The sequence below is a fragment of the Klebsiella sp. BIGb0407 genome (assembly GCF_024807845.1).
GTDB lineage: Bacteria > Pseudomonadota > Gammaproteobacteria > Enterobacterales > Enterobacteriaceae > JGM124.
The window spans coordinates 386,589-411,231 of record NZ_JANUEQ010000004.1 but is presented as its reverse complement, the minus strand read 5'-3'; the positions used below and the strand labels follow the sequence as shown (position 1 = coordinate 411,231).

Sequence of the window (24,643 nt, the reverse complement as noted above, 5' to 3'; positions counted from 1 at the left end):
CAGCGTATGCAATGGGCTTTTTTTTGACTGGGGTCTTATCGTTTGATTTTTGAAGTCAGGCTCATTCTGGTGATTTTATATAATACATGCTCAGCCAGTTTATGAGAGGCGGGAAGGGCAGGATGTATAAATGAGGCTTGTTTCACCATGCCCAGACGCTTCATCAGCCCCTCTGAAGGAGCATTATGCACAGAGGTAAACGAGACAACCTCATCAAGGTGTAGCTGATTAAAAGCAAAATTCAGCGAACGGGTTGCTGCTTCCAAGGCTATCCCCTGATGCCAGAAGGTCTTTGCTAAACGCCAGCCAATCTCGGTGCAGGGTGAGAAACTGAAGCGATCGGCTTGATACAGTAATCCTACAGTCCCGACAAACTCCTTGGTTGCTTTTAACTCTACTGCCCAAAACCCCCAGCCCTGGTTAGTATCAATAATATTTTTAAAGCGTTTCGCCAGATTGTCACTTTCTTCACGGCTTAAGGGGGCCGGAAAATAACGCATAACATCAGGACAGGCATTCAGCTCTGCGAATGGCTGTAAATCACTTTCCTGCCATTGCCGGAGGATCAAGCGTTCTGTTTCTATCATTTGAAAATCCTCGTTATTGCTATCTCTCAGCGTTTTTCTCAGGTCGGTAATTGTTATACTAAGACAGCATTTCATTCAATCGGTTAACTATGTCTACTGAGCTTATGTTTGATTTCTCTACCCGCCCGATGGTGCCTTTTGCCCAGGATTATCGGCATGGGCAAAAGGAACCCTGGCACAGCCATAACTGTGCGCAGCTCTTGCATACGCTCAGCGGTGTAGTTCGTGTGGAAACTGACCAGGGGCATTGGGTTGTGCCACCAAGTCGTGGTGTCTGGCTGCCCGCAGGTACGCGACATCGTTTGCAGGCGACCGGAGATGTTGCCGCCAGAACCCTGTTTATCGATCCTTTTGCCAGGGCGGATCTTCCCTCGGTTTGCCAGGTGGTACAGATTTCAGCTTTGTTACGTGAACTGATTATTAATGTTCTGACTCTTCCGGAACGGTACAGTGCCGGGAGCAGAGAAGAGCGAATTTATGAGTTAATTCTCGATGAGATCCGGGTGATGGATACCTTACCTTTTAACTTACCGGAACCTCAGTCAGAAGCGTTGTTGTCGCTGTGTCGCCAGATTCAGGCGCAACCTGGTATTCCCTGGACGACGGCACAAGCCGCCCAAAAAATTTCTGTCAGTGAAAGGACCTTACTGCGTCATTTTCAGCAACAGACCGGGCTGGCATTCAGTGAGTGGGTCAGGCGGGCACGACTGATGGAGGCTCTTAGCCTGCTGGCTCAGGGACAATCCGTGCTCCGGGTGGCTCTCGAATTAGGTTACGAGAGTCCCGGTGCTTTTAGTGCGATGTTTCGGCGCACGCTGGGGGTTTCACCCAGCGATTACTTTACGCATCAGTAGCAGGAGGCAGGGTATTCAGCAATGCCTGTAAAGAGGCGCGTGAGATATCGTTGTCGATGCCTACGCCCCAGCGACTTTCACCGTTAGTGAAGTTACAGCGAATATAGGCCGCAGAACGACTCTCGCTATGCCGTCCCAGAGTGTGCTCGTGGTAGTTATCAATCGCCAGAGCAACATTGAATCGACTTTTCAGGGCGTCAGCCGCGGCAGAGAGCAAACCGTTTCCTTTACCCTGTAAGGTAATAATTCCTTCAGGTGTTTGAATTCGTGCAACCAACTGTAAGGTGCCGTCTGCATGACTTTCACTGCGGTAGTCCAGCAACTGGCGTGAAGCAAGCTGGTGCGGGCCGTACAGATCACGGAACAGCTGCCACAGGGCTGTCAGGGTCATTTCATTCCCGTGGCGGTCAGTTTGAACCTGAACATGGTGGCTGAAGTCCTGTTGCAGGCCACGCGGTAACACCAGACCATGATTTTGTTCAAGGATCCAGGCGGCACCACTTTTACCCGACTGGCTGTTGACGCGAATAACCGCTTCATAGGTACAGCCCATATCCTCAGGATCAACCGGCAGATAAGGCATTTCCCACAGTGGGGAAGGGGATGTCTGACGTGCGGTAAAGCCTTTTTTAATCGCATCCTGGTGCGAACCAGAAAAGGCGGTAAAGGCCAGTTTTCCGGCATAAGGGTGGCGAGGATGAACCGGTAATTGGTTACATTGCTCTACACATTCAACCACACTTTTAATATCGCTAAAATCCAGCTCAGGATCGATGCCCTGGCTATAGAGATTCATTGCCAGCGTTACCAGACAGACATTACCGGTACGTTCACCGTTACCGAATAAGCAGCCTTCAACTCTGTCAGCCCCGGCCAGAATAGCCAGTTCAGCCGCGGCAATGCCACAGCCTCGGTCATTATGAGGGTGAACGCTGATACAAACATCACTGCGTCTGGAGAAATGACGACAGAAATATTCTATCTGATCCGCATAGACATTCGGCGTGTTGACTTCCACCGTTGCCGGTAAATTAAGGATCATCGGTCGGGTCGCTGATGGCACCCAGACATCTGCAACCGCTTCACAAATTTGCAGGGCAAAATCAGGTTCAGTAAAACAGAAGGTTTCCGGGGAGTATTCATAGCTCCACTCCGTATTGGGATTTGCTTCGCATAAAGCTCTGACCTGACGCGAGGCATTAACCGCCAGCTGGACTATCTCTTCCTTAGTCTGGCGGAAGACCAGTTCACGGAATAAAGGTGCGGTCGCATTATAGACATGAACTGTGGCACGCTTTGCACCTTCGAGAGCCGCAAAAGTACGATCGATCAGATCGCTACGCGCCTGGGTCAGCACCTGAATGGTAACATCGTCCGGGATCCGTTTTTCTTCGATCAGTGTACGGACAAACTGGAAGTCAGTTTCAGAGGCTGCCGGGAAAGCAACTTCAATCTCTTTGAAACCACAGGCGATTAACAGATCCCAGAAACGCAGTTTACGTGCGCTATCCATTGGCTCGGCCAGGGACTGATTACCATCACGGAGATCGGTGGAGAGCCAGCGAGGCGCCTGAGTCAGAACTTTGTCCGGCCATTGACGATCGGGTAATGAAATAGGGGTATGCGGGCGATACTTTTGTGATGGAACTTGCAACATACTGACTCTCCTTAGTTAGGTCTGTCTCTATCCTGACTGAGAGCCTTGACAGATACTCACGAAAAACTGACAACATAGCGTGAGAAACCGCCATTTTTACGAAGATGAATGCTCGGGAGTGAAGTTTCTTGCAGATGATTAACATGCGTGGCTGAAATATATCTAGGGAGTATTATTTGGCAAAATTCTGAAAACTTTATCTGATTTAAAATAACGAGATAAGAGAAAATAATATATATTCTTGAGGGTAATGGCTAAATAAAAAAGAGTAAAACCACCTGGGGAATAATGAGCGTAATATCTTTATTATTGTGAGTGAATAAAAACTATCAGGTTATCTATTTTATAGACGAAAAAAACCCGACCTGGTAAGTCGAGTTTATTTTCTGTAGTGGTCAGAATTTCATTCTGTTCCATTACGATGCTACTTGTACCTACTAACTGCGGTCAATATTAACGCTGATTGGCTAAATCGTCAACATTGTGTCACTCGCTTATGCGCTCTATACTCGCCACAGTTAGTCGTTATTCATTGCTGTAGCCTGTTTGATGTGGGCCTGAATTTAGCCAAATTTTCCCCCGACAAGTCACAGGTGCTGCTGCCTTGCCTGCTTCCACCCGAAAGAGTGCTGCTTGTATCTACTAACTATTGATACAGGCTGTAAGGGGAAATGTAAAAGCACTTGCAGCCTGTGGTGCTCTCCGGAATAAGGAGATACCGAAGTGATAATGTTAGGATCTATTCTCTTGGTTATGCAGATATTGCCAATACCATAGCTAAAAATAAAACGGGAAAGCGATAGCTTTCCCGTTTTATTCATTCTGATATTAAAGCATATTAATTAATGAGCGCCGCCACCTTTCCCGGCACCAAACGGAGGTCTGGCAAACCACACCAGGGCAATCAGCAGAATAAAGATACCGCCAGAAAGCCAGAAAATCTCATTAGCTGAAATAATCAGTCCTTGCTCGGTTATCTGTCGGGCAATATAGCCTGACGCCTGCTGATGATTCATACCTATACTTTCCAGCTGCTGATACGCCTCAACGGCATTTTGATTATAAGGGGTAATCGATTCAGTCAGGTGCGCATGGTGCAATGATTCACGATTACTCCACATGGTGGTGGTTATCGAGGTCCCGATAGAACCTGCAAGCGTACGCAGGAAGTTCGACAGGCTCGATGCCGCAGCCAGTCTTTCTGGCGGTAAGCCGGAAAGAATGATAGCCGTCAATGGCATAAAGAAGCAGGCTACCGCAAAACCTTGAACAAACTGTGGCCAGGCTACGCCCGCAAAATCTATACCCGGTTCAAAGGTATAGGCGCGCCAGTAGAAGCACACGGCATAGACAATAAAGCTGAATGTCACCAAAAGACGCATATCAATCTTATGGGAGAAACGGCCAATGATCGGTGACAACAGTACCGGTAGCAGCCCAACCGGTGCTGAAGCCAGCCCAGCCCAGGTTGCGGTATATCCGTAGACCTCCTGCAATAGCAGTGGCAGCAGGACGATGGCACCGAAGTAAATCAAATAGGCGAGACTGATACAGATACAGCCCACGGTGAAGTTTCGTGATTTAAACAGCGATAAATCCACAATGGGTTCTTTATCGGTAAGCTCCCAGACCACCAGAAACGTCAGTGTGACGACCGCCACTGCGGCGAGCACAACGATTTCAGTAGAGTCGAACCAGCTAAGCTCTTTTCCGCGGTCCAGCATAACCTGCAAACTGCCTACCCCAATGACAAGCAGCCCAAGACCAATCGCATCGATACGACGCTGTTCGGTCTTCGTTTCCCGGTCACGCAAGGTTCTCAGCGTCAGTGCGACTACGATGACGCCGATCGGAACGTTAATAAAGAATATCCAGCCCCAGTGGTAATTATCACTGATATAACCCCCGAGAATAGGGCCAAAAATCGGTGCCACAACCACGGTCATTGACCATAATGCCAGCGCCAGACTGCGCTTAGCCGGTGGGTAGTTATTCAGTAACAAACTCTGGGATAACGGAATCAACGGACCCGCTACCAGCCCCTGGAGAACGCGGAAAAAGATCAGCATTTCCAGGCTATTTGACATCCCGCATGCCCAGGAGGCAACCACAAACAGGACTATCGACCAGAGGAACAGTTTTACTTCACCGATCCTCTTAGCCAGCCAGCCGGTGATAGGAATGGAAATAGCATTTGCGACCCCAAAAGAGGTAATAACCCAGGTTCCCTGACTCATTGATGAGCCAAGGTTACCGGCAATAGTTGGAATCGCCACGTTAGCAATCGTGGAGTCCAGCACTTGCATAAAGGTCGCGAGTGAAAGTGCGATGGTCATAATGACCAGCGGTGCACCTTCTAGCGGCTTTCGTTGTGCCATACAGCCTCCAATTGATTAACCCGCATTGGCCTGAATAATCTGGTCGATAAGAGTATTAACTGGAGCCAAATCAAGTACACGAGCATTGCTTTCGTAAACCGGGGTGGTACGGATCTGTGTTGACAGAACGGCACCTTCACGAGATGTGGTATCCACATTCACCAGAGCAGAAAGGCCAATACGCAGGGGATGCTCGGTTATCTGCTGTTCATCAAGTTCGATGCGGACCGGCAGGCGCTGAACGACCTTGATCCAGTTACCGGTTGCGTTCTGGGCTGGCAGTAAAGAAAATGCGCTACCGGTACCCATATCGAGACCAACGACTTTGCCGGTAAAGACGACTTTGTCACCGTACATATCGGTGACCACTGTTGCGGGCTGGCCGATACGGATATTGGCAAGTTGAGTTTCTTTATAGTTAGCATCGACCCACATACCGTTAGCGGGGACGATGGCCATTAACGGCGTCGTCGGGCTGATTTGTGAGCCCACCTGGACTGCTCGCTGGGAAACATATCCGGTCATTGGACTGATAATTTGTGTGCGTTGCAGTGCCATCCAGGCATCACGTACCTCAGCTGCGGCTTGTTTGATAGCAGGCTGTTCTTCAAGACGCGTACCTAATACCATAGCCTGATTAGCATTATATTGCTGAATAGCGACATCCAGTTCAGCCTGGGCACTGGCCACAGCATCACGGGCGTGCTGGAGTTCTTCGCGACCAATCAGATTCGCCTGACCCAGTGGAATACGTCGGTTCAAATCGTGTTGAGCCTTAGCCAGGGCTGTCTTTTGTAGCTCAATATTCGCCTGATATTGTTTGCTGTTAATCATCAGCTGATGTATCTGGCGTACGCTGGAAGCCAGCTGGGTTTGTGCTTTTTCAAAGCTCTGTTCGGCATCTGCCGGATCAAGGCTGACCAGTACATCCCCTTGTTTCACAAACCCGGTATTATCCGCCCAGATTTTAGTCACACTGCCGGAGACCTGTGCCATGATTTGCACTTGGTTACCTGATACATAGGCATCATCGGTTTCTTGATAGTGTCTTAAAACTAAAAACCAATAGACGCCATATGCCACGGCAATAGCAACAAAAAGCAAGGTTAAGAAAAGAAGAATACTTTTACGCTTTCCTTTCTTGCTCGGTTGCTGCGGGGGATTCATCTCCGCATTTGTGCTCATGTTAATCTCCACTTATTGATGATTTCTGGCCGAAATAGTCTGGCAAGACAGGTCAGTCTTATCAGACCTGTCAGTATAGGTTCTAAGGAAATTTGTGCTCTAAGGTGACAAATGCCGCTTACAGGGTCAGGGTTTATCGACCAGTGAGCGACTCTTCATCCATTTGGTCAAGACGAGTGAGCAGCTTGCGAGTGATAGTTTCAAGCTGTACTTGTTCATCTTCATTGAGCGATGACCAGATTTGATGCAGGCAACTATGTTGCGGAGGCAGTAACTGGCTTAAAAATTCGAGTCCTTGCTTCGTCAACTGTAAATGCAGGCAGCGACGATCGTTATCACTTTCATGACGTTCAATCCAGCCACGCTTCTCCAGTTCATCGGCGATACGCGTTGCATTGGTACGAGAAGAACCTAAAGCACAGCTTAATTCAGAAGGCTGGATACTGTGATTTTCCTGAGCCTCTAAAGTGATTAACGCCATGAATAAGGTTTCGTTGATCCCTTGAGCTTTCAACATTTTGTTACGATTTTCCAAAAGCTTACCGTGCATATGCATACACAGTCGGGTCAGGAGAATCTCCTGAAACGGAAAATCCTTACAGCGCTGTGCGCGTGTTGTAAGCATCTGTTCAATAGGGGCGAACGAACTGTCCATCTTAATATGACCTCATTAGTTTCATCCGGTATAGTAACGATAGTTACAAATAAAGTAAATCTCTGGCTTATACAAAAATATACATTTATATACGTTTGAATCTTCTCGTTCCGTGGATTTTTTCCACGAGAAATTCAGCCACTGAGCGTTAAGCTGTGGCACAAAAGATAAACGTCATACCATTATTATAGTTCGCTTTAACGTCTTCAAACTATTAAAAGTGTTCAGTTCCCCTGGTAAACATCCGGTCATCCAGACCGGGGTAAATCAACAGGCTAAGCAGGCTGTTTATGATAGCCAAGCCACCAGACCAGCAGCCCCAGTGTCGATACGGTAGCACCGGCAATACAGACTCCGGTCCAGCCCGCATGCTGATAAGCGCTCGCTGAAATTAATGACCCCGCAGCGCCACCAATAAAGTAACTGGTCATATATCCGGCGGTCAGACGGTTACGCGCCTCGGGCATCATATGGTAAATCACACTTTGGTTGGTGATATGGACACCCTGTACAGTCAAGTCGAGGATCAGTATGCCGACAATCAGGGCGATAACAGAGTACTGGCCTGCCGCTGTTGCTCCCCAGGACAGCAGTAACAGTAACAGTCCGATGCTGGTAGTGAGATGTGCTTTGCCTTTATCTGACAGACTGCCTGCTGGACGGGCACCAAGCGCTCCTGCGGCCCCGACCAAACCAAACAGACCTATCATGGCATCTGAGTAGTTAAAGGGCGGTGAGGCGAGCAGAAAGGCCATTGAGGTCCAGAGAATGCTGAAGTTAGCGAAGGTCAGACAGCCTAATAAGGCACGCGTCCGTAATAAAGGATGTCGGGTAAAAAGACTGAATACAGATCCCAGAAGTTGCGGGTAATTCAGATGGTTTTCATTCTTAACCCGCGGTAAACCACGCCATAAAGCGAGCGCCATCAGGATCATCAGGATACTGGCAACCCAGTAAACGGTACGCCATCCCCCGAGACTGGCAAGCAAACCTGCAACAGTACGTGCCAGAAGAATACCCAGCAGCAGGCCGCTCATAATGGTGCCAACTACTTTCCCGCGTTTTTCCGGTGCGGCCAGCGTTGCGGCCAGAGGAACGAGAATTTGTGCGACAACGGAAAAGAGCCCGGTCAGTGCGGTACCGAGGATCATCACCCACAGGGACTGGCTGGTGGCAGTAATCAGCATGCCGCCTGCGGCCAGTAATGTCATGGTGACAATCAAACGGCGACGCTCAAACATATCTCCCAGTGGGACCAGGAAGAATAAGCCTGCTGCATAGCCCAGCTGCGCGGCGGTAACGATAAATCCCGCCTGGTTGATGGAGAGCGAAAAAGCATTGGCGATGGTGTCGAGTAGCGGCTGCACATAGTAATTACTGGCGACTGCCAGGCCGGTTGCGATAGACATCAGGATGATAAGTGGGGTGCTGAGTCCGGATTGATTATTTTTCATTATTAAGGTGATTAACGCCGACTTGCCAGAGAGAGAGGGGGATCATAACCAATAAGCGGACCAGAAAAAAATAAGAAGAGTGTTAGTTTGTGCGGTTATCGTCGAATGACACATACGGAAGTGGTTGGAAACATTCAGAAATCACAGTGGTGATAAAAAAGACAGGGCGCTATCGCCCTGTCTGATATATCGAGTAAAGAAATTCTCGTGCTTTTAACTCAGACTACGTTATTTAGCCGCCAGAGCTTCATTCACCCAGCCATCAAATTCTGCCTGGTGGGCTTTTATCCAGCCATCGACATGGTTATTGATATCGGCTTCTGAAGATTTACCGCTATGCATCATGGCATTCTGAGCATTAATATCCGCCAGGGGAAGTTTCATGATTGAAAACAGTTTTGCAGCCTGAGGATTTTTCTCAGCCCACTGTTTGTTGGCCACAATATGCATGGTGCTGACCGGGAAGCCATAGTTGGCACCGTTAGGCAGTTTGGTGTCGATATCTTTCTGCACGCCAGGTAAGGAAGAGAATGGAACCTGTAACCAGACCACATCTTTACCTGGTTTCAGCACGTCACTGACCCAGTAAGGTGTCCAGGTATAATAAAGTACTGGCTTACCTTCTTTAAAGCGCGCGATGGTATCAGCCATCATCGCCGAGTAGTTACCGTGGTTAACATTCACGGTATTTTCAAGACCAAAGGCGGTATTCTGATGATTGATTACCGCTTCACAGCCCCAGCCCGGCGCACAGCCAGTGAGTTCAGCCTTGCCTTCACCATTTCTTGAGAATAACTTGGCAATTTCCGGGTCTTTCAACTGTTCTATATTAGTAATTTTATACTTATCAGCGGTTTTTTTATCGATCAGATAGCCTTGGGCAGCTCCGGAAACCAGTACACCTTGACGATAAAATGTTTTGTCACCGCCGGCTGCGGCATACATATCATCATGCAACGATTGCCAGTTAACGGCAGTAAAGGTGGCATCGCCAGAAGCGATTGAGGTATACCCGACGTTGTAATCGACTTCACTCGGTTTACTGACGGTATAACCCAGTTTTTCAAGCGCGCGGCTCACCAGTAATGTCTGGAAAGTTTCTTCGGCAATAGTACTTTGTACCGGTTGCACGGTGATGCCTTTACCCGGCAGCTCGGCTGCAAAAGTGAGGGAGCTTGTGGTAACGAGTGTCGCAAAGGCCGTAGCTAAAATCGCGGTATGTCGCATCGTTATTCCTTTTTATGTTGTGATGGGCGTGAGGGGTGGCGCAAGGCCACCCCTCTGGCTTATTTCATGAAAGGGCGGGTTAATAAACCCAGTGGGCCGGTGGTATACCAGCGACGGTTGCCTTTGGAGCGTGCATCACGACCAATAGACTGAGTTAAGCGGTCAAGAATGATGGCCAGGATAACAATCCCGACACCGCCGACGGTAGCCAGTCCCATATCAAGGCGACCAATACCGCGCAGTACCATCTGACCTAACCCACCGACAGCAATCATTGACGCAATAACCACCATTGACAGAGCAAGCATCAGTGTCTGGTTGACACCTGCCATAATGGTTGGCATGGCCAGTGGTAGCTGAACTTTAAACAGCATCTGACGCGGGCTGGCACCAAATGAACGTGCAGCCTCAATTAAATCTGCCGGTACTTGCTTAATACCGAGTATGGTCAAACGTATAATCGGTGGCAGGGCAAAGATAATGGTTACCACAACCCCCGGAACATTACCGATACCAAACAGCATGACAATCGGTACCAGGTATACGAAGGCAGGCGTCGTTTGCATCGCATCGAGCAGCGGGCGGATCATTCTGGCAGCCCGGTCACTGCGTGCCAGCCAGATCCCCATTGGCAGGCCTATCACGGCGCAGAAGAATAATGCAGTAAGCACCAGAGCCAGGGTTACCATAGCCTGTGACCAGGCACCAATAGCCCCGATAGCAATCAGCGATATCAGCGTTGCGACGCCCATGCCAAAGGTTGACATCTGCCAGGCAATGAGTGCGAAAACGATGATAGCGACGACTGAGGGCATACCCAGCAGCGCTTGCTGAAAACCACTCAGAATATAATCCACCGGAACCCGTATTCCCTGAAACAGTGGACGGAAGTGGGTCACTACCCAGTCGATCCCTTCGGTAACCCAGCTATCCAGCGGGATCAGCGTTTTATGAAAGGGATCAAGGATATTAAAATGTTCTGCTGGTGCGCTGGTAGTTGAGGCCAGCCAGTCACTCGAGCTACTGGCGGTATCAGCCCCTGTTCCCGTCGCGGCATCGGTGGCAGGACTTCCCCACGCATCCTCTGCACCCGCAGTACTTTGTACCGCTTCGCTACTACCGGTATCCCACGGATTTGCTGTATCACTCATTATTGGTTCCCTCACGATCTAAAGCCTGCAATAACACCCCTTTCGAGATAACGCCGACATACTGTTTATTTTCTCCGATGACGGGCACTGCACATGCAGACTGACCAACATGGGAGAGTAACTCACTGAGTGACGTATCCGCAGAAACGGGAGCCGGGTTCTCCAGGAAAGCAGAATCCAGGCCCTGTCCTGCGGCAAGAGCAGCTTTAAGCGAATCGGTGGAAACAATACCGAGGAACTTTTGGTCACGTTCGACAACATAACCATATTCACGGTCTGCATCCTGCAATAATTTCAGTGCAGAGCGCGGACCAAAACCGGCAGTTTTACGTAGCAGACCAGTCGGATTACGACGGGCAATATCCTTGGCACTAAATACCTGACTAATATCCACGCCACGGAAAAAGGTGCGGACATAATCGTTGGCCGGATTATTAAGAATTTCATCCGGAGTACCTATCTGAATAACTTCTCCACCTTGCATAATGGCAATTCTGTCACCAATTCGCATAGCTTCATCGAGGTCATGAGATATAAAGACAATAGTACGTTGATGTCTGGATTGCAGATTAATTAATTCATCCTGCATTTCCGTTCTAATTAATGGGTCGAGTGCTGAGAAGGCTTCATCCATTAATAATATATCTGGATTAATCGCCAATGCTCGGGCCAGGCCGACACGCTGTCGCATACCACCAGAAAGCTCATCCGGATAAGCATGGGCATAATTTTCCAGCCCTACCTGACGGAGAGCATCCAATGCTTTTTCCTGGCGTTCAGCTACCGGAATACCGGCCAGCTCCATTCCGAATGCGGCATTATTCAGCACCGTCATATGTGGCATCAGGGCAAATGACTGGAAGACCATTGCAATCTTATTTTTGCGGACTTCACGAAGCTCAGCGTCAGATATTTTCGCAATATCAACGCCGTCTATCATCACTTGACCTCGGGTCGGTTCAATCAGGCGATTGAGAAGGCGAACCATGGTGGATTTTCCTGAACCGGAAAGCCCCATGATGACAAAAATCTCGCCTTCTTCAATGGCCAGACTGGCGTCTTTAACGCCCAGTGACAGACCTGTTTTTTCCAGCAGTTCGCTCTTTGATATTCCTTTATCAATATATTTAAATGCGCGCTGTGGATGTTCGCCAAATATCTTATATAAATTCTTCACTTCTAATTTAATTGCCATGCAATAAACATCATCCTGTGTTTTGATTTATCTATAATTATTCCTGACAAGAAATAGTGGACGCTATCTACCCTAACATATCGAAAATCTGAGACAACCCTCAATTTTGATATTATCCAATAACCACACTTATGATATGGAACGTCATTCCCCGGTATCAAAGGGCTGAGCGGGCATCATAGGCTATGAATATTTTTTTGATATTGCTGAATATGAGAAGTGATATTTGGCGATATGAGAGCAGATAGGGACGATATGATTAGCAATAATCTTTCTGTGATCGGCTGCTGATATTTACCCAATTTATAATCGATATGGAAATGCTAATTATCAGTACAACGATAAATATGACCATAATATGACATGAAAAAAACAGACCTGATTTTGAGGTTCTGTTCAGGCCTGCTTTTTCTACTGAGAGGAAAAATTTGGCTATTGACGCATGCTGATAGCAAGTCGATTAAAGGCATTCATTAAGCTTGCAGCGAAGGTTAAATCAGCAATCTCTTCATCACTGAATAGCTTCAGCAATGGCTGATAAACATCATCGCCAGCCTGGCTGTCGGCAATCAATGTCAGCGATTCTGCCCAGGCCAGCGCTGCGCGCTCTTTATCGGAAAAATATTCGCTCACTTTCCAGCCAGCCAGCGCATCCAGCTTAATTTGTTCCGTTCCTGACTTGCGTAATGCTTTGGTATGTAACACCAGGCAATATGCGCAGCCATTAATCTGTGAAACGCGTAAGAACACTAGCTCAATCAATTCATTAGCCAGAGGGCCTTTTTCTAATCCCTTTAACGCTTGTGTCATCGGCGTGTATACAGCAGGAGAAAGTTCGTAATAAGGTAAACGTAATGTCGTCATGATTGTGCTCTTTCAGTTGGTATGACGAAACTTTAGCACTAGTATGGACTGGTTAAGAGAGCCATAAACTTTTTAAAAAAGCAGACCATAATGTTTATATTGCCGACTCTATCTCCTGGCCTCCAGCAGGCATCGCAGCCGCGTTATCAGCAAATTATTACTCAGTTTAAACAGGCCATTGATAGCGGAGAATTGACCGCCGGTAGCCGGTTACCTTCCAGTCGCACTCTGGCACATGAACTCGGGCTATCACGTGCCACTATCGAGAATGCTTATAGTGAACTGGTGACACTGGGGTTACTGGAGCGTAGAGGGCAGGCAGGAACCTTTGTCAGCGCTGCGGCAAAAGTGGCGCTAAAGCAACAGAAAATGGTGCCGCAAAAGAACCAGAGCGGGCCACAGCCTTTTCAGATGGGGCTTCCGGCATTGGATCTTTTTCCTCGGGCTATCTGGGCGAGACTCATGGGTAGGCGTCTGCGCCAGCAAACACAATTCTGTCTTGCGCTTCCCGAAACGACGGGTGAGCAGGGACTGAAACAGGCGATAACCGAGTATCTGCGTTTTTCACGCGGAATAGACTGCCAGCCAGAACAGGTTTTTATTACTGCGGGGTATCAGGCGGCAATAAACCTGGTACTGGCCACACTGGGCAAGCCTGGCGATGGCGTCTGGCTTGAAGATCCAAGCTACCCGATTATCCACCCCGTATTTTCACGGGCTGGCATGAATCTGTTACCCGTCCCGATAGATGAGGACGGAATGCAGATTGACTATGCCAGAGCCCATCACCCTGAGGCGCGGTTTGCGCTGGTAACACCGGCTCACCAGAGCCCGCTGGGTGTCGCTTTGTCTATGCCACGCCGTCATGCTTTGCTGGAGTGGGCTTCAGAACAACAAAGCTGGGTGATTGAAGATGATTACGACAGTGAGTTTCGCTACCACGGAAAACCGCTTCCGGCATTGAAAAGTCTGGATAGTTTACAGCGGGTTATTTATGCCGGTACCTTCAGTAAAACGCTATTTCCGGCTTTGCGTACCGCATGGCTGGTGGTGCCTGCGCAGACGATTGAACGTTTTACTCAGCAATCACGTTACTTTCCTTGCACGGTACCGACATTGATCCAGCAAACGTTGACGGATTTTCTGCAAGGCGGGCATTTTTGGCGGCATTTAAAAAAAATGCGTCAGTCTTATGCAAAGCGCCGTGTATGGCTGGAAACGGCACTCCATGAGCAAGGTTTTTTGGTGAAAAAACAGCAGGGGGGGATTCAGATGGTGATAGATATCCGCTCTGATGACCGCGCCTTGGTCGCCCGGGCTAATAAGGCAGGCCTTGCGGTTGACGCATTAAGCGGCTGGCGTTTACAGCATCCCGGCTCCGGAGGATTATTACTAGGCTTTACTAATATTTCTTCTTTTAAGATGGCTCAGGATTATGTGGCTTTACTGCGTAAAGCAATCGAAGAGACGACTTGATACCCGGGTTAGCGTCGGTTCCAGGGCATGATATTCAGTAACCGCGCCAGCCCACAAAAACCACTGACTCCGGCAAATAATAAACCCGCTCCGACTGCGCCGGAAAGTAGGAAAAAGGCCGGGTTAATACTGTATCCGAGAATAACACCTGCTAAGACTAACGCTCCGGCGATGATTTGTACCTGGCGCGTAATAGGTAGTGGCTGGGACTTATCAGTGACCACGGCTAATCCGGCTTTTTTCCAGCTATTCAGCCCGCCTTCAAGCAGTAATACCTGAGCAGGCGCCGCAATCGCCGCCAATTTTGCCGCATTTTTGGCTGAACGCACCCCGGACTGACAGTGAAATATCACCACATCATCAGCCGTTAAATTTTCCAGTCGGGCACCTTGTTCAATCGCCGAAAGGGACAGAAGACGAGACGCGGGAATCTTTTCACGGACATATTCATCTGCCTCACGGATATCGACTAACAGAGCACCCTTAGCCTGTCGCTGCTGTGCTTCAGAGGGAGGGATTGAGATTATATTCATTGTGGCCTCAGGATCAGGGCGATTTAAGGTTGAGGTAACCGGGTAAAGGTAGGGTTACCCGGATGTGACAAATCAAATTTTACTTCCAGGATGCAAATTTTCTTCTGCTGCGAGATTACCAATACGGTAATTATCCTCGCCTTGCCGGGGAGCTTCAAGGAATGTGACATCTAATAGCTGCCACAGGCAGACATCCCAGCCACATAGTTGCCCGTTCAGATTTAGCGCAGTGAGTGAACTGTGCGGCAAAATCTGCCGCCTGGTGATAGCTAAAAAGGGTTTATTACGTATCTCTTCAACCTGAGGAGTTCGCAGCGCCTGCCAGGTCTTAATCTGTGGCCAGCCAAAATCTTGCGTCAGTCGAACAAAGCCCGGACTTTGTAAAAACCGGGTCATTGCTTCAGTATTTTTCCAGACGTACAGCGGAGCATAACGATTTTCTTTTGTACCCAGAGAAATATCATCCGTGCGAGAAAACAAAAATGCTTTCAGCAATAAGCCCGGGAAACCATCGAGCTTATTACCATTACCCTGAATGCGTTGCTCGATTATCGACATATCGTAATCGGCGGGGAGCGTAAAACAATACTGCATAATAATCATAGCGCCTCCGGGCAATATATTTCGCCATTGCTGAAGCTCCAGTCCTCAGCAGTATTAAACTGAATAATCACCATCACGTCATCGGGATGAATAGCTAGCGCTGAGAAAAGGCGCTGGCTCAGAGCACGGTAGAAATTTTGCTTCTGAGCGACCGTTCGTGGCTTTCCTGCGGTTATCTGAAAGAGAACAAAGTTATCGCTACGCTTACCGCTCTGATAGTGCCGGTCAAAAACGCGCTGACACGCCGGAAGTCTTTCAAATATCTGAAAGCAGTCATTTAGTGGCACGGAAAACTCTTCTGTCAGGCTTTGATGCAGGGCGGAGGAAATTTCCCCCAATTGAGTATCGGTATAATGTTCACCGACGGTGATTCGGGTGACAGGCATTAGTTCTCCTCCAAATGCAGGCAACCGAATGCCGATACCGCCGCGGGCCAGCCTGCATAAAACGCCAGATGGGTGAAGAGTTCGGTAATTTCTTCGTCACTGACGCCATTCTGACGGGCAAAGTCGAGATGCCAGGGAATCTGCTGTAATCGTCCCATCGCCACCAGTGCTGACAGGGTTATCAGGCTGCGGTCACGGGGTGAAAGGGCTTTACGTGCCCAGATATCCTTAAACAGCACATCATTACTCAGTTCGGCAAGTTTAGGGGCCACCCGGGCGAGGGTTTCTTTATCGAGAATTTTTACCATGACGTTTGCTCCTTATTGACATCACTGTGATACTCGCGCAATAGTTTCATCCTGAAAATCAATTTATTTGAAACAAACAGTCCCGATAATAAGGATGATTGTGAGCAAACTTACTCCTGCGCTGGATTTAGATGCATTACGTAGTTTTGTCGAAGGTATTGAGTCCGGTAGTTTTACCCTGGCGGCTTCCCGGCTGGCCCGTTCCACTTCTGCTGTCAGCGCCCAGCTAAAAAAACTGGAGATGCAATGTGGTACCGATTTAGTCGTGAAAAAAGGCCGCCACCTGCAGCTCACCAACCAGGGCGAAATACTGCTGGGTTATGCCCGTCGAATGCTGGCGCTTAACGATGAAACACTGCGCGCGATTAAAGGTGAGTTGTTAACCGGTGAAGTACGTATTGGTATGCAGGAAGATTTTGGTGAGTCGCTGATGCCTGGCATTTTGGGCCAGTTCAAACGTCATTATCCGGAATTACGCTTAGTCGCCAGGGTGGATCGTAATCAGGCGCTGCATATGGCTCTGGATAATAATCAGCTGGATATGGTGCTGGTGTGGCAGCCCAAAGAGGAAGTGCAATCGCATCAAGGAAAGCGACTCGGTGAGTGCGCGCTGGAGTGGATTTATCACCCCGGCCTCGATATTGCTACACTCCTGGCTCAGGGAGAACCCTTGCCACTGGTCATGTTTGATAATCCTTGTCTGATGCGATCACGTGCTACAGCATGTCTTGATAGGGCAGGAATTCCCTGGCGTGTGGTGTTTGTTAGCCAGAGTCTGAGCGGTATCTGGGCCGCTGTTCAGGCGGGGTTGGGTATTACTGTACGGACACAGATAGGTATGCCAGCAAGCCTGTGTAAGGCAACCGGGTTGCTACCTTCTCCGGGGGCCCTGGATATCTCTCTTAAACAGCTAACCGCAGAGAATCCTGCTCATCAGGCACAAGTGATGCTGGCGCAATTGATGGAAGAGGTATTACTAAAAGGACTGGGAACTTAGTTGAGCAGTAAGGTAAGACGGTAATTTGATTAGCATTCAGAGCCGGAAATGATGTTATTCATTCCCGACTCTGCCATAAAAGGTAGTATCAGAGACTGATAATACCTTTTATCAGTAATGCAATGATAATAATATCCAGCAGTAACAATATGCCTAAATAAATATACTCGGTAGCAGAGAATAAGGGTTTGTTATCCTTTTTCTCTTTCCTGGACCAGATAAATACCGGTAAGCCACATGTCAGTAATAACGGCACCAAAGCAACATACTGAATTTCACTGGCATAAAGAATAAACAGACAGAAGAGTGCTCCCAGAATACCGCTGGTCAGAGCCAGTGCGCGGCCTTTTTTAGCCAAAGTGTCGTATTCACGATTCAGACAGATTTTTGTCATATACAGTGTGGTCGTAATATAGGCTGGCACCACCATTAAAGCGCTGATGTTATACATGGTTGTCCATGCATTATTTGAAAAATAGACTAATAACATCGCAGCCTGCATCACAAAGCTACTGACCCAGAGCGAAACATTGGCGGCTTGTTTGCTATTCGTACGGGCAAAGGCTTTGGGAAATGCGCCTTTTTGACCTGCAACCATGGGGATCTCAGCGCACAGCATGGTCCAGGCTAACCAGCCTGCCAGGACAGAAATAATTAAACCGACATTCATTAACCAGCTACCCCAGGAACCGACGACTTTTGCCAGCACACCGGCAGTAGAAGGGTTACTGACCTGAGCCAGTTCAGGCTGTGTCATTGCGCCAAAAGGTAAAACTGACATCAGAATGTAGATAACCAGCGCGATGATAAATCCCAGTAGCGTTGCTTTACCGACATCTTTTTTGTTTTTTGCCCTTCCGGATAACACCACCGCGCCTTCAACCCCGATAAATGCCCAGAGTGTCACGGTCATAGGGGCCAGAATTTGCGACATTAATGATACCGGTTCGGCATGATTATTTACGCTTGAGACAATTTGCGGGGCATCACCCCAGAAGTTAGTTAACAGCTGCGAGTAGTTAATTAAAAAGCCTAGCAGGACAACAAACAGTACCAGGGGAACTAATTTAGCAATAGTACCAATAGTATTAATAAAGCCGGCGACTTTGGTCCCGGATAATACCAGGGAATTATATCCCCAGATTAAAACAGAGCCGCAGATAATCGAGTTTAAGTTATTACCATCCGTGAATACACCCGGAAAGAATTCATTAAGGGCATCCATTAAAATAACGGCAAAGGCAACGTTGCCAAATGCGGTCATTAACCAGTAGCCCCAGGCAACGTTAAAGCCAATAAACGAACCAAATCCTTCCTGGGCATACATATAGACGCCCGCCTGGAGATCCGGGCGTATGTCAGACAGCACGCGAAAGGAGTTAGCAATAAAGTAAATACCGATCCCGGCGATAATCCACGCGATGATAACCGGTCCAACCGCTGAGGTTGCAGCGGTATTTTGTGGAAGGCTGAATACGCCACCACCAAGCATAGAGCCAACCACAATGGCGATTAACGCAATAAGCCCGAGTTTATGCCCGTCCGATGAGCCTGCTGTTTTATCCGCAGCCGGGGCCGGAGTGTTTTCTGCCATAAATAAAATCCTCTGAGTCTGGCCAATATTGAGTCCGGCACTGGAGTGGAGTGCCGGACATTTCTAATCAAAATCTGTTATTGGCGACCTTTCTTAATCGTTGGTGATACACGACGTTTAAATGTTTTATGTTCAGGTAATTCGACTGCTTGTCTGTCGTCCTCGATGATTGCTCTGACCCAGAAATCCCCCTTGTCATCGACATTAACGCCTTGAATTTCATGTTCAAAACCTGGGAAATGCTTATCGAAATCTTGTAGTGCACGCAGATAGCCGATAATGCCTTTATCTCCCTCAGGCATACGTTCTCCGGGCATCAGAACCGGGATACCCGGGGGATAAGGAACCAGCATACTGGCGGCAATTCGGCCACTAAAATCATCGAGGCGAATATGTTCGGCTTTATAACGGACCACTTTCTGATAAGCAGCGGCTGGCGTCATAACCGGCTCAGGATCGGTATTGACCGCGTCATTGATATGCTTCATCAGATCCAGCTCCTGCATTTTTTCATGCATGGACTGGCAAAGCTGTTTGAGGGTCAGATGATCATAATGTGGAGACTGTCCTTTCAGAGACGGGATCGCATCAATCGCCAGGGCATCAGTGTCATAAAGCTTTTTAAATGCCAGCATACTTTCAATCAGCGTGCCCCATTTCCCTTTGGTTATCCCCACTGAGAACAGGATAAGCACGGTATAATCGCCGGTACGGGCAATCTCAATCCGTCTGTCATCTAAAAACTTGGTTAACAGATAGCCCGGGATCCCCTGTTCTTCATATCCACCCAGGGTATTAATCCCCGGGCAGGTGATAGTCACTTTCACTGGGTCAAGCATGCTGTTGGTATCAGCAAGGTCAGCATCAGCAAATCCGTGCCAGGTTTCACCCGCACGTAGCGCCCAGCACTCTGGGTCATGGCTGAGCAATGAGAGCGGCGCTTCTTCAAAGCTATAGCGTTCGCCGCTATTGCTATCATGGACTTCTGTGGGTTGTAAGACGTCAAAGAACCAGGCTGACTCGCCTTCTTGCTCACGAATCTGACGTTTGACAGAAACGACAGCTTTACGGAAGCCAATAGCTTCCTCGATTGACTCCTGGACTAAAGAGTAACCAGATTCGCCTTGCATCATGCTAACTGCAACGTCTATAGAGGCGATAATAGGGTAGTAAGGAGAAGTGGTGCCATGCATCATAAATGAATCGTTGAAGTCATCGAAATTCAGCGGCGCACGGTCGCTTTTTTTCACATGGATCATTGACGCCATTGACAGTGAAGGCAGCATTTTATGCGTCGACTGAACGGCAAAAATAGTCGGCCGATCCGGGGTATCATCCGCATCCATCGCAAAACGGCCTTTATACAGCGGATGGAAACGGGCATAGGCATACCAGGCTTCATCAAAGTGAATACGCGGGACGCTGCCCCCTAAGTGTTTAACCACATCATTGACGTTATAGCAGAAGCCGTCATAGGTACAGTTAGTGACAACGGCATAACTCGGCTCCGGGCTAACGGCATCGGCAGCCAGTTTACTTTGGGAAATTAAGGCACTAATACTGGCTTTTTTTAAACGTTCTGTCGGGATAGGACCTATCAAACCATAGGCATTACGTGTGGGTTTGAGATAGACCGGACGTGCCTGAGAAAGCGTTAAGCCATGGTTCAGTGACTTATGGCAGTTTCTGTCAACAATCGCAATTTCATCCGCAGCCACTGCACCTTGGGCGACGATACGGTTTGAACCTGATGAACCAGAAACTCCATAGAAGGTCCAGTCAGCACCAAATAACTCAGCGGCAACTTCTTCTGATTTTTTTGACGGCCCGGCGTGGATAAGATAATCGCCCATTTCAGCGGTAGCGACACCGATATCGGCACGCATCATATTTTCACCGAAGAAATTAATGAACTCAATTCCGACCGGGTGTTTCTGATAAGCCATACCGCCCATATGTCCGGGGCAGTCCCAGTAGTAATCACCATCTTCAGTAAAGTTTTTCAGTGTTTTGAAGTAAGGTGGCAACAGGTTATCGGCATAGCGACGGACCAGGGTATAAATTCGATTCGCGGTAAAATTGGTAGTTTCAGAGAACAGATAAATATACTCGCTGACTTCTTTTAAAATACCAAGAGGGACGTTATCGGTAATATTGTCTTCAGAGAGTAACAGTACTGGAGTCGAGGCATTTCTGCTGCGCAGAATCTCAATAAAAGAGAGTGCTTCACTGCTCATATGCGGGTTTTTAGTATCCCAGTAGAGACCAATTGCGCTGTACTTTGGGCTTTCTTTAATTAACTTAATTCCATCGCTTATTTGATGGGCGATATGAGCATGGAAACCACGTTCTGTGATGGCAGCTTGTAAATTATTCAGTACCTGAATAGCAGGCGCATCATTATGTAGCCCTGCCGAGGATATAAATAATATATTATGATTAAACTTCATCATGATTCTCCATTTTTATTTTTTAAAGCCGATACAGAGCCGGAGAGCAACTCCGGAACTTATATTTATTAAGACGAAATGTTTTATCTGATTAGAAACTAATTGTTCCATTCAGATAAAGAACTAACACTAAAATATCGATGGCTATAAGAATGATAAAAAACAGCCGCTCAATATTAGTAAATATTTTTTTTGCACCATCATCTTTAATTCTGGTCCAGGCGAATAGCGGCAATCCAATAGTTAATAAGAGAGGCACCATCGCCAGATACATGGCTTCACTGGCATAAAACATAAACAGGCAAAATATCATACCAATAATGCTACAGATCAACGCGGAAGCGCGGCTATGTTCTGTCGGGTACTTATCATATTCATCGGTCAGACAGAGTTTAAACAGATAAGCCGTGGACATAAGATAGGCAGGCAGAACGGTTAAGGCTGATATTGCCAGCATAGCTAACCAGGCATGGTTTGAAAAATAAACCATAAAAATGACTGCCTGCATAAAAGCACTGCTGATCCATAAAGAAACAGAGGCCGAGCCATTTTTATTTTTTTGGGCAAAGGGTTTCGGGAAGGTTCCGTTCTCCGCTGCAACCATAGGGATTTCAGCACAAATCATTGTCCAGGCCAGCCAGCTTGTGAGAACTGAAACCAGTACGCCAACGGTTATCATTATCTCGCCCCAGTCTCCGACGATGATTTTTAATATTCCGGCAGTTGAAGGTGTGGCGATAACACTGAGTTCTTTTTGCGACATGACGCCAAAGGGAAGTACCGAAATCAGAACACAAACAATCAGGGAAATTAAAAAACCGATAAATGTGGCTTTACCAATATCTTTTTTATTTTTTGCTCGCCCTGAAAGAGCCACAGCACCCTCAACGCCAATAAAGCACCAGAGCGCGACATTAAGCGGGGAGGTCACTTGTGAAAATACTGAACCCAATTGCTGGTCAGGCAGCGCTGCACTGTGGCCCCAGGGATTGCTGGTAATATGGCTGTATTTCATAAAGTAAACGAGCAAAAATACAAATACCACTAAGGGGATCAGTTTGGCGAGGGTACCGATAATATTAATTGTTCCGGCTACACGGGTTCCAGAAAGGACAAGGAAGTTAAATCCCCAGACTAATATCGATGCGCCAATAACCGAGGGAATATTATTCCCACCTTTAAAATCACCCGGCAGAAAGTAATTTAAGGTGTCCATGACCATAATCGCAAAGGCAACATTACTGAATATTGTCATAAGCCAGTAGCCCCAGGCGACAATAAACGCAGTAAATGCGCCAAAGCCCTCTCGGGAGTACATATAAATACCCGACTGTAAGTCAGGGCGAAGGTTAGATAATATGATGAATGCTCGTGAAATAAAGAACATGCCAAATCCACATACGATCCAGGCAATAGCAACAGGCCCTACGGCTGAATTTTCAGCCATATTTTGGGGCAATCCATCGACACCACTACCAATCATGGAACTAACTACTATCGATATCAGCGCAATAAGACCTAATTTTTGTGCATTATCTTTTTGTGGGGTATCACTGGACATAGTTAATTAGCCATATTTTAGAATGAATATAAGGAGTGATTGCTTTTTTATATAATTATTACTTGCTATAGGTATAGGTTAAGAATGATATGACGTAAAGGTAGAACATTCATTTTTTCTTCGGATATTATTTTATTTTTTTAACTGTTTAATTTAACAGTGATTTTTTAAATATCATAAATGATAATGAAAATAATTTTAATTCCATGATGTTTGCGGAGTTAATTGATTATTGGCAAGGGGTTAAACTATGAGAGATTATGTTTTATTAATTAGAGAATAATTTAACAATTTTTATTAGCTTACCTTTCAGGTCTCACTAAAATATCTTATAAGATTCTAATCCTTTTTCTGACAGATTAACAATCAATGTCTGAATATTAAAACGCTTTTTATTTTGACGAAAAATGCTTAAAGCCTTACTTATTGAAGGTTATTTTTATCAAAACGTGATTTTTATCACGCAATATTTTTTTGTCATACTTCTGTCAAATTTCCTTGTTCTGATATGCGCAACAAAACAAAAGGGGATTGACCATGAGTAAGAAAAATGCGCTTGCAGCACTGCTGCTCACTATTATGAGCGCATCGGCTACTGCCAAATCCACATTGAATCTCTATACCAGCCAGCTTAATGATGATGCACAGATGACGGTAAACGCATTTGAAAAAGCGCACCCGGACATTGAAGTGAAATGGATCCGCGATGGAACCACCAAGCTGACTGCACGTTTGCAGGCTGAACTGGCCGCGGGTGCAGCCACTCCGGACGTACTGTTGCTGGCAGACAGTGTGACTATGGAATCCCTGAAGAATCAAAAGTTATTGTCCCCTTATAAATCACCGCAAACGGCACGCTTTGATAGTGCGCTGTACGATAAAGACGGCTATTACGCCGGGACGAAGCTCATTACCACCGGGATTGCTTATCATAGCAAAGCCCCGGTAAAACCTGAGTCATGGAATGATTTGCTCAAGCCAGAAGTTAAGAATATGGCCACACTGCCAAGTCCGCTGTATTCAGGAGCAGCACAAATTCACCAGGCTGCAATCATGGATGACCCTCAGCTGGGCTGGGCGTATTACGAAAAATTGAAAGCGAATGGTGCCATGCCACAAAGTGGTAATGGCGCAGTGATGAGCGCGATTGCCTCTGGCAGCAAAGCTTACGGCGTGCTGGTCGATTACATGGCTATCCGTGAAAAAGCCAAGGGGGCACCGATTGAGTTCGTGTTCCCGAAAGAGGGGGTCAGCGTGGTCACCGAGCCGGTTGCCATTATGAGCAATAGCAAAAATCCGGAAGCAGCCAAGGCTTTTGTGGATTTTGTGCTCTCACCTGCAGGCCAGCAGCTGGTTCTTGAGCAAGGATTTTTACCGGCTGATGCCAGTTTACCCGTTCCGCAAGGCTTCCCGCCTCGTGACAGCATTAAGCTGATGCCACTGAATGCAGCTAAAGCACTGGCTGATACCGAAGCCAACAAAAAACGTTTTTCTGATTTATTCGGTAACCGTTAATTCATTTTCGGTG

21 protein-coding genes are annotated in these 24,643 nt (G+C 47.4%); 4 read left to right on the top strand and 17 right to left on the bottom strand.

Annotated elements, in window-relative coordinates; all coding sequences use genetic code 11:
• Window positions 1–35: 35 nt before the first annotated feature.
• On the bottom strand, window positions 36–587 hold the full coding sequence (locus tag M2387_RS14780; protein ID WP_259050428.1) for a GNAT family N-acetyltransferase: 552 nt from the start codon (window positions 585–587) through the stop codon (window positions 36–38).
• An 89-nt stretch (window positions 588–676) separates the two neighbouring features.
• On the opposite strand from M2387_RS14780, the gene M2387_RS14775 reads away from it, so the two are divergent.
• A complete protein-coding gene (locus tag M2387_RS14775) occupies window positions 677–1,441 on the top strand; it encodes an AraC family transcriptional regulator (RefSeq protein WP_259050427.1) in 765 nt (254 codons plus the stop codon).
• Here the strand turns inward: M2387_RS14775 and leuA are convergent.
• The 9 genes from leuA to M2387_RS14730 form a co-directional block, all read right to left on the bottom strand.
• Complete coding sequence (gene leuA, locus M2387_RS14770) at window positions 1,428–3,098, bottom strand: 2-isopropylmalate synthase (RefSeq protein ID WP_259050426.1); 1,671 nt, start codon at window positions 3,096–3,098, stop codon at window positions 1,428–1,430. The two genes, M2387_RS14775 and leuA, sit on opposite strands and share 14 nt — an antisense overlap.
• Before the next feature lie 842 nt (window positions 3,099–3,940).
• Window positions 3,941–5,476 carry a multidrug efflux MFS transporter permease subunit EmrB gene (gene emrB / locus M2387_RS14765; RefSeq protein ID WP_259050425.1) on the bottom strand — a complete coding sequence of 512 codons (1,536 nt, stop codon included), beginning with the start codon at window positions 5,474–5,476 and terminating at the stop codon, window positions 3,941–3,943.
• Window positions 5,477–5,491: 15 nt separating this feature from the next.
• Window positions 5,492–6,661, bottom strand: a complete 1,170-nt coding sequence (emrA, locus tag M2387_RS14760) for a multidrug efflux MFS transporter periplasmic adaptor subunit EmrA (protein WP_259050424.1) — start codon at window positions 6,659–6,661, stop codon at window positions 5,492–5,494.
• A gap of 133 nt (window positions 6,662–6,794) precedes the next feature.
• The gene (gene mprA, locus M2387_RS14755) at window positions 6,795–7,316 is read right to left on the bottom strand and encodes a transcriptional repressor MprA (RefSeq protein WP_259050423.1); all 522 of its coding nucleotides are present in this window, start codon (window positions 7,314–7,316) and stop codon (window positions 6,795–6,797) included.
• A gap of 275 nt (window positions 7,317–7,591) precedes the next feature.
• Complete coding sequence (locus M2387_RS14750; RefSeq protein ID WP_259050422.1) at window positions 7,592–8,770, bottom strand: MFS transporter; 1,179 nt, start codon at window positions 8,768–8,770, stop codon at window positions 7,592–7,594.
• A gap of 228 nt (window positions 8,771–8,998) precedes the next feature.
• A complete protein-coding gene (gene proX / locus M2387_RS14745) occupies window positions 8,999–9,997 on the bottom strand; it encodes a glycine betaine/L-proline ABC transporter substrate-binding protein ProX (RefSeq protein WP_259050421.1) in 999 nt (332 codons plus the stop codon).
• A 59-nt stretch (window positions 9,998–10,056) separates the two neighbouring features.
• Entirely contained in the window at window positions 10,057–11,148 is a 1,092-nt protein-coding gene (gene proW, locus M2387_RS14740) for a glycine betaine/L-proline ABC transporter permease ProW (protein WP_259050420.1), read from the bottom strand.
• Complete coding sequence (proV, locus tag M2387_RS14735; RefSeq protein ID WP_259050419.1) at window positions 11,141–12,343, bottom strand: glycine betaine/L-proline ABC transporter ATP-binding protein ProV; 1,203 nt, start codon at window positions 12,341–12,343, stop codon at window positions 11,141–11,143. Before proV ends, proW begins: the two co-directional genes overlap by 8 nt.
• 432 nt (window positions 12,344–12,775) lie before the next feature.
• Window positions 12,776–13,207 carry a carboxymuconolactone decarboxylase family protein gene (locus tag M2387_RS14730; protein WP_259050418.1) on the bottom strand — a complete coding sequence of 144 codons (432 nt, stop codon included), beginning with the start codon at window positions 13,205–13,207 and terminating at the stop codon, window positions 12,776–12,778.
• A 90-nt stretch (window positions 13,208–13,297) separates the two neighbouring features.
• Between M2387_RS14730 and pdxR the strand changes: the two genes are divergently transcribed.
• Entirely contained in the window at window positions 13,298–14,683 is a 1,386-nt protein-coding gene (pdxR, locus tag M2387_RS14725; protein WP_259050417.1) for a MocR-like pyridoxine biosynthesis transcription factor PdxR, read from the top strand.
• An 8-nt stretch (window positions 14,684–14,691) separates the two neighbouring features.
• On the opposite strand, the gene M2387_RS14720 is transcribed toward pdxR, so the two are convergent.
• The 4 genes from M2387_RS14720 to M2387_RS14705 form a co-directional block, all read right to left on the bottom strand.
• Window positions 14,692–15,216, bottom strand: coding sequence for a rhodanese family protein (locus M2387_RS14720; RefSeq protein ID WP_259050416.1), 525 nt, complete (start codon window positions 15,214–15,216; stop codon window positions 14,692–14,694).
• Between the two features lie 72 nt (window positions 15,217–15,288).
• Window positions 15,289–15,819 carry a DUF4865 family protein gene (locus M2387_RS14715; protein WP_259050415.1) on the bottom strand — a complete coding sequence of 177 codons (531 nt, stop codon included), beginning with the start codon at window positions 15,817–15,819 and terminating at the stop codon, window positions 15,289–15,291.
• The gene (locus M2387_RS14710; protein ID WP_259050414.1) at window positions 15,816–16,205 is read right to left on the bottom strand and encodes a tautomerase family protein; all 390 of its coding nucleotides are present in this window, start codon (window positions 16,203–16,205) and stop codon (window positions 15,816–15,818) included. Before M2387_RS14710 ends, M2387_RS14715 begins: the two co-directional genes overlap by 4 nt.
• A complete protein-coding gene (locus M2387_RS14705; RefSeq protein WP_259050413.1) occupies window positions 16,205–16,513 on the bottom strand; it encodes a carboxymuconolactone decarboxylase family protein in 309 nt (102 codons plus the stop codon). The genes M2387_RS14710 and M2387_RS14705 overlap by 1 nt, the downstream gene beginning before the upstream one ends.
• A gap of 94 nt (window positions 16,514–16,607) precedes the next feature.
• Here M2387_RS14705 and M2387_RS14700 point away from each other — a divergent pair, with 94 nt between their 5' ends.
• On the top strand, window positions 16,608–17,510 hold the full coding sequence (locus M2387_RS14700; protein ID WP_409040014.1) for a LysR substrate-binding domain-containing protein: 903 nt from the start codon (window positions 16,608–16,610) through the stop codon (window positions 17,508–17,510).
• Between the two features lie 88 nt (window positions 17,511–17,598).
• Here M2387_RS14700 and M2387_RS14695 read toward each other — a convergent pair whose 3' ends face one another.
• The 3 genes from M2387_RS14695 to M2387_RS14685 form a co-directional block, all read right to left on the bottom strand.
• Complete coding sequence (locus M2387_RS14695; protein WP_259050411.1) at window positions 17,599–19,104, bottom strand: basic amino acid/polyamine antiporter; 1,506 nt, start codon at window positions 19,102–19,104, stop codon at window positions 17,599–17,601.
• A 77-nt stretch (window positions 19,105–19,181) separates the two neighbouring features.
• On the bottom strand, window positions 19,182–21,557 hold the full coding sequence (locus M2387_RS14690) for an Orn/Lys/Arg family decarboxylase (RefSeq protein WP_259050410.1): 2,376 nt from the start codon (window positions 21,555–21,557) through the stop codon (window positions 19,182–19,184).
• 88 nt (window positions 21,558–21,645) lie between these two features.
• Window positions 21,646–23,115, bottom strand: coding sequence for a basic amino acid/polyamine antiporter (locus M2387_RS14685; RefSeq protein WP_259050409.1), 1,470 nt, complete (start codon window positions 23,113–23,115; stop codon window positions 21,646–21,648).
• A gap of 537 nt (window positions 23,116–23,652) precedes the next feature.
• On the opposite strand from M2387_RS14685, the gene M2387_RS14680 reads away from it, so the two are divergent.
• Window positions 23,653–24,630 (top strand): ABC transporter substrate-binding protein, encoded by a 978-nt coding sequence (locus M2387_RS14680; RefSeq protein ID WP_259050408.1) that lies wholly within the window; start codon window positions 23,653–23,655, stop codon window positions 24,628–24,630.
• Window positions 24,631–24,643 lie beyond the last annotated feature (13 nt).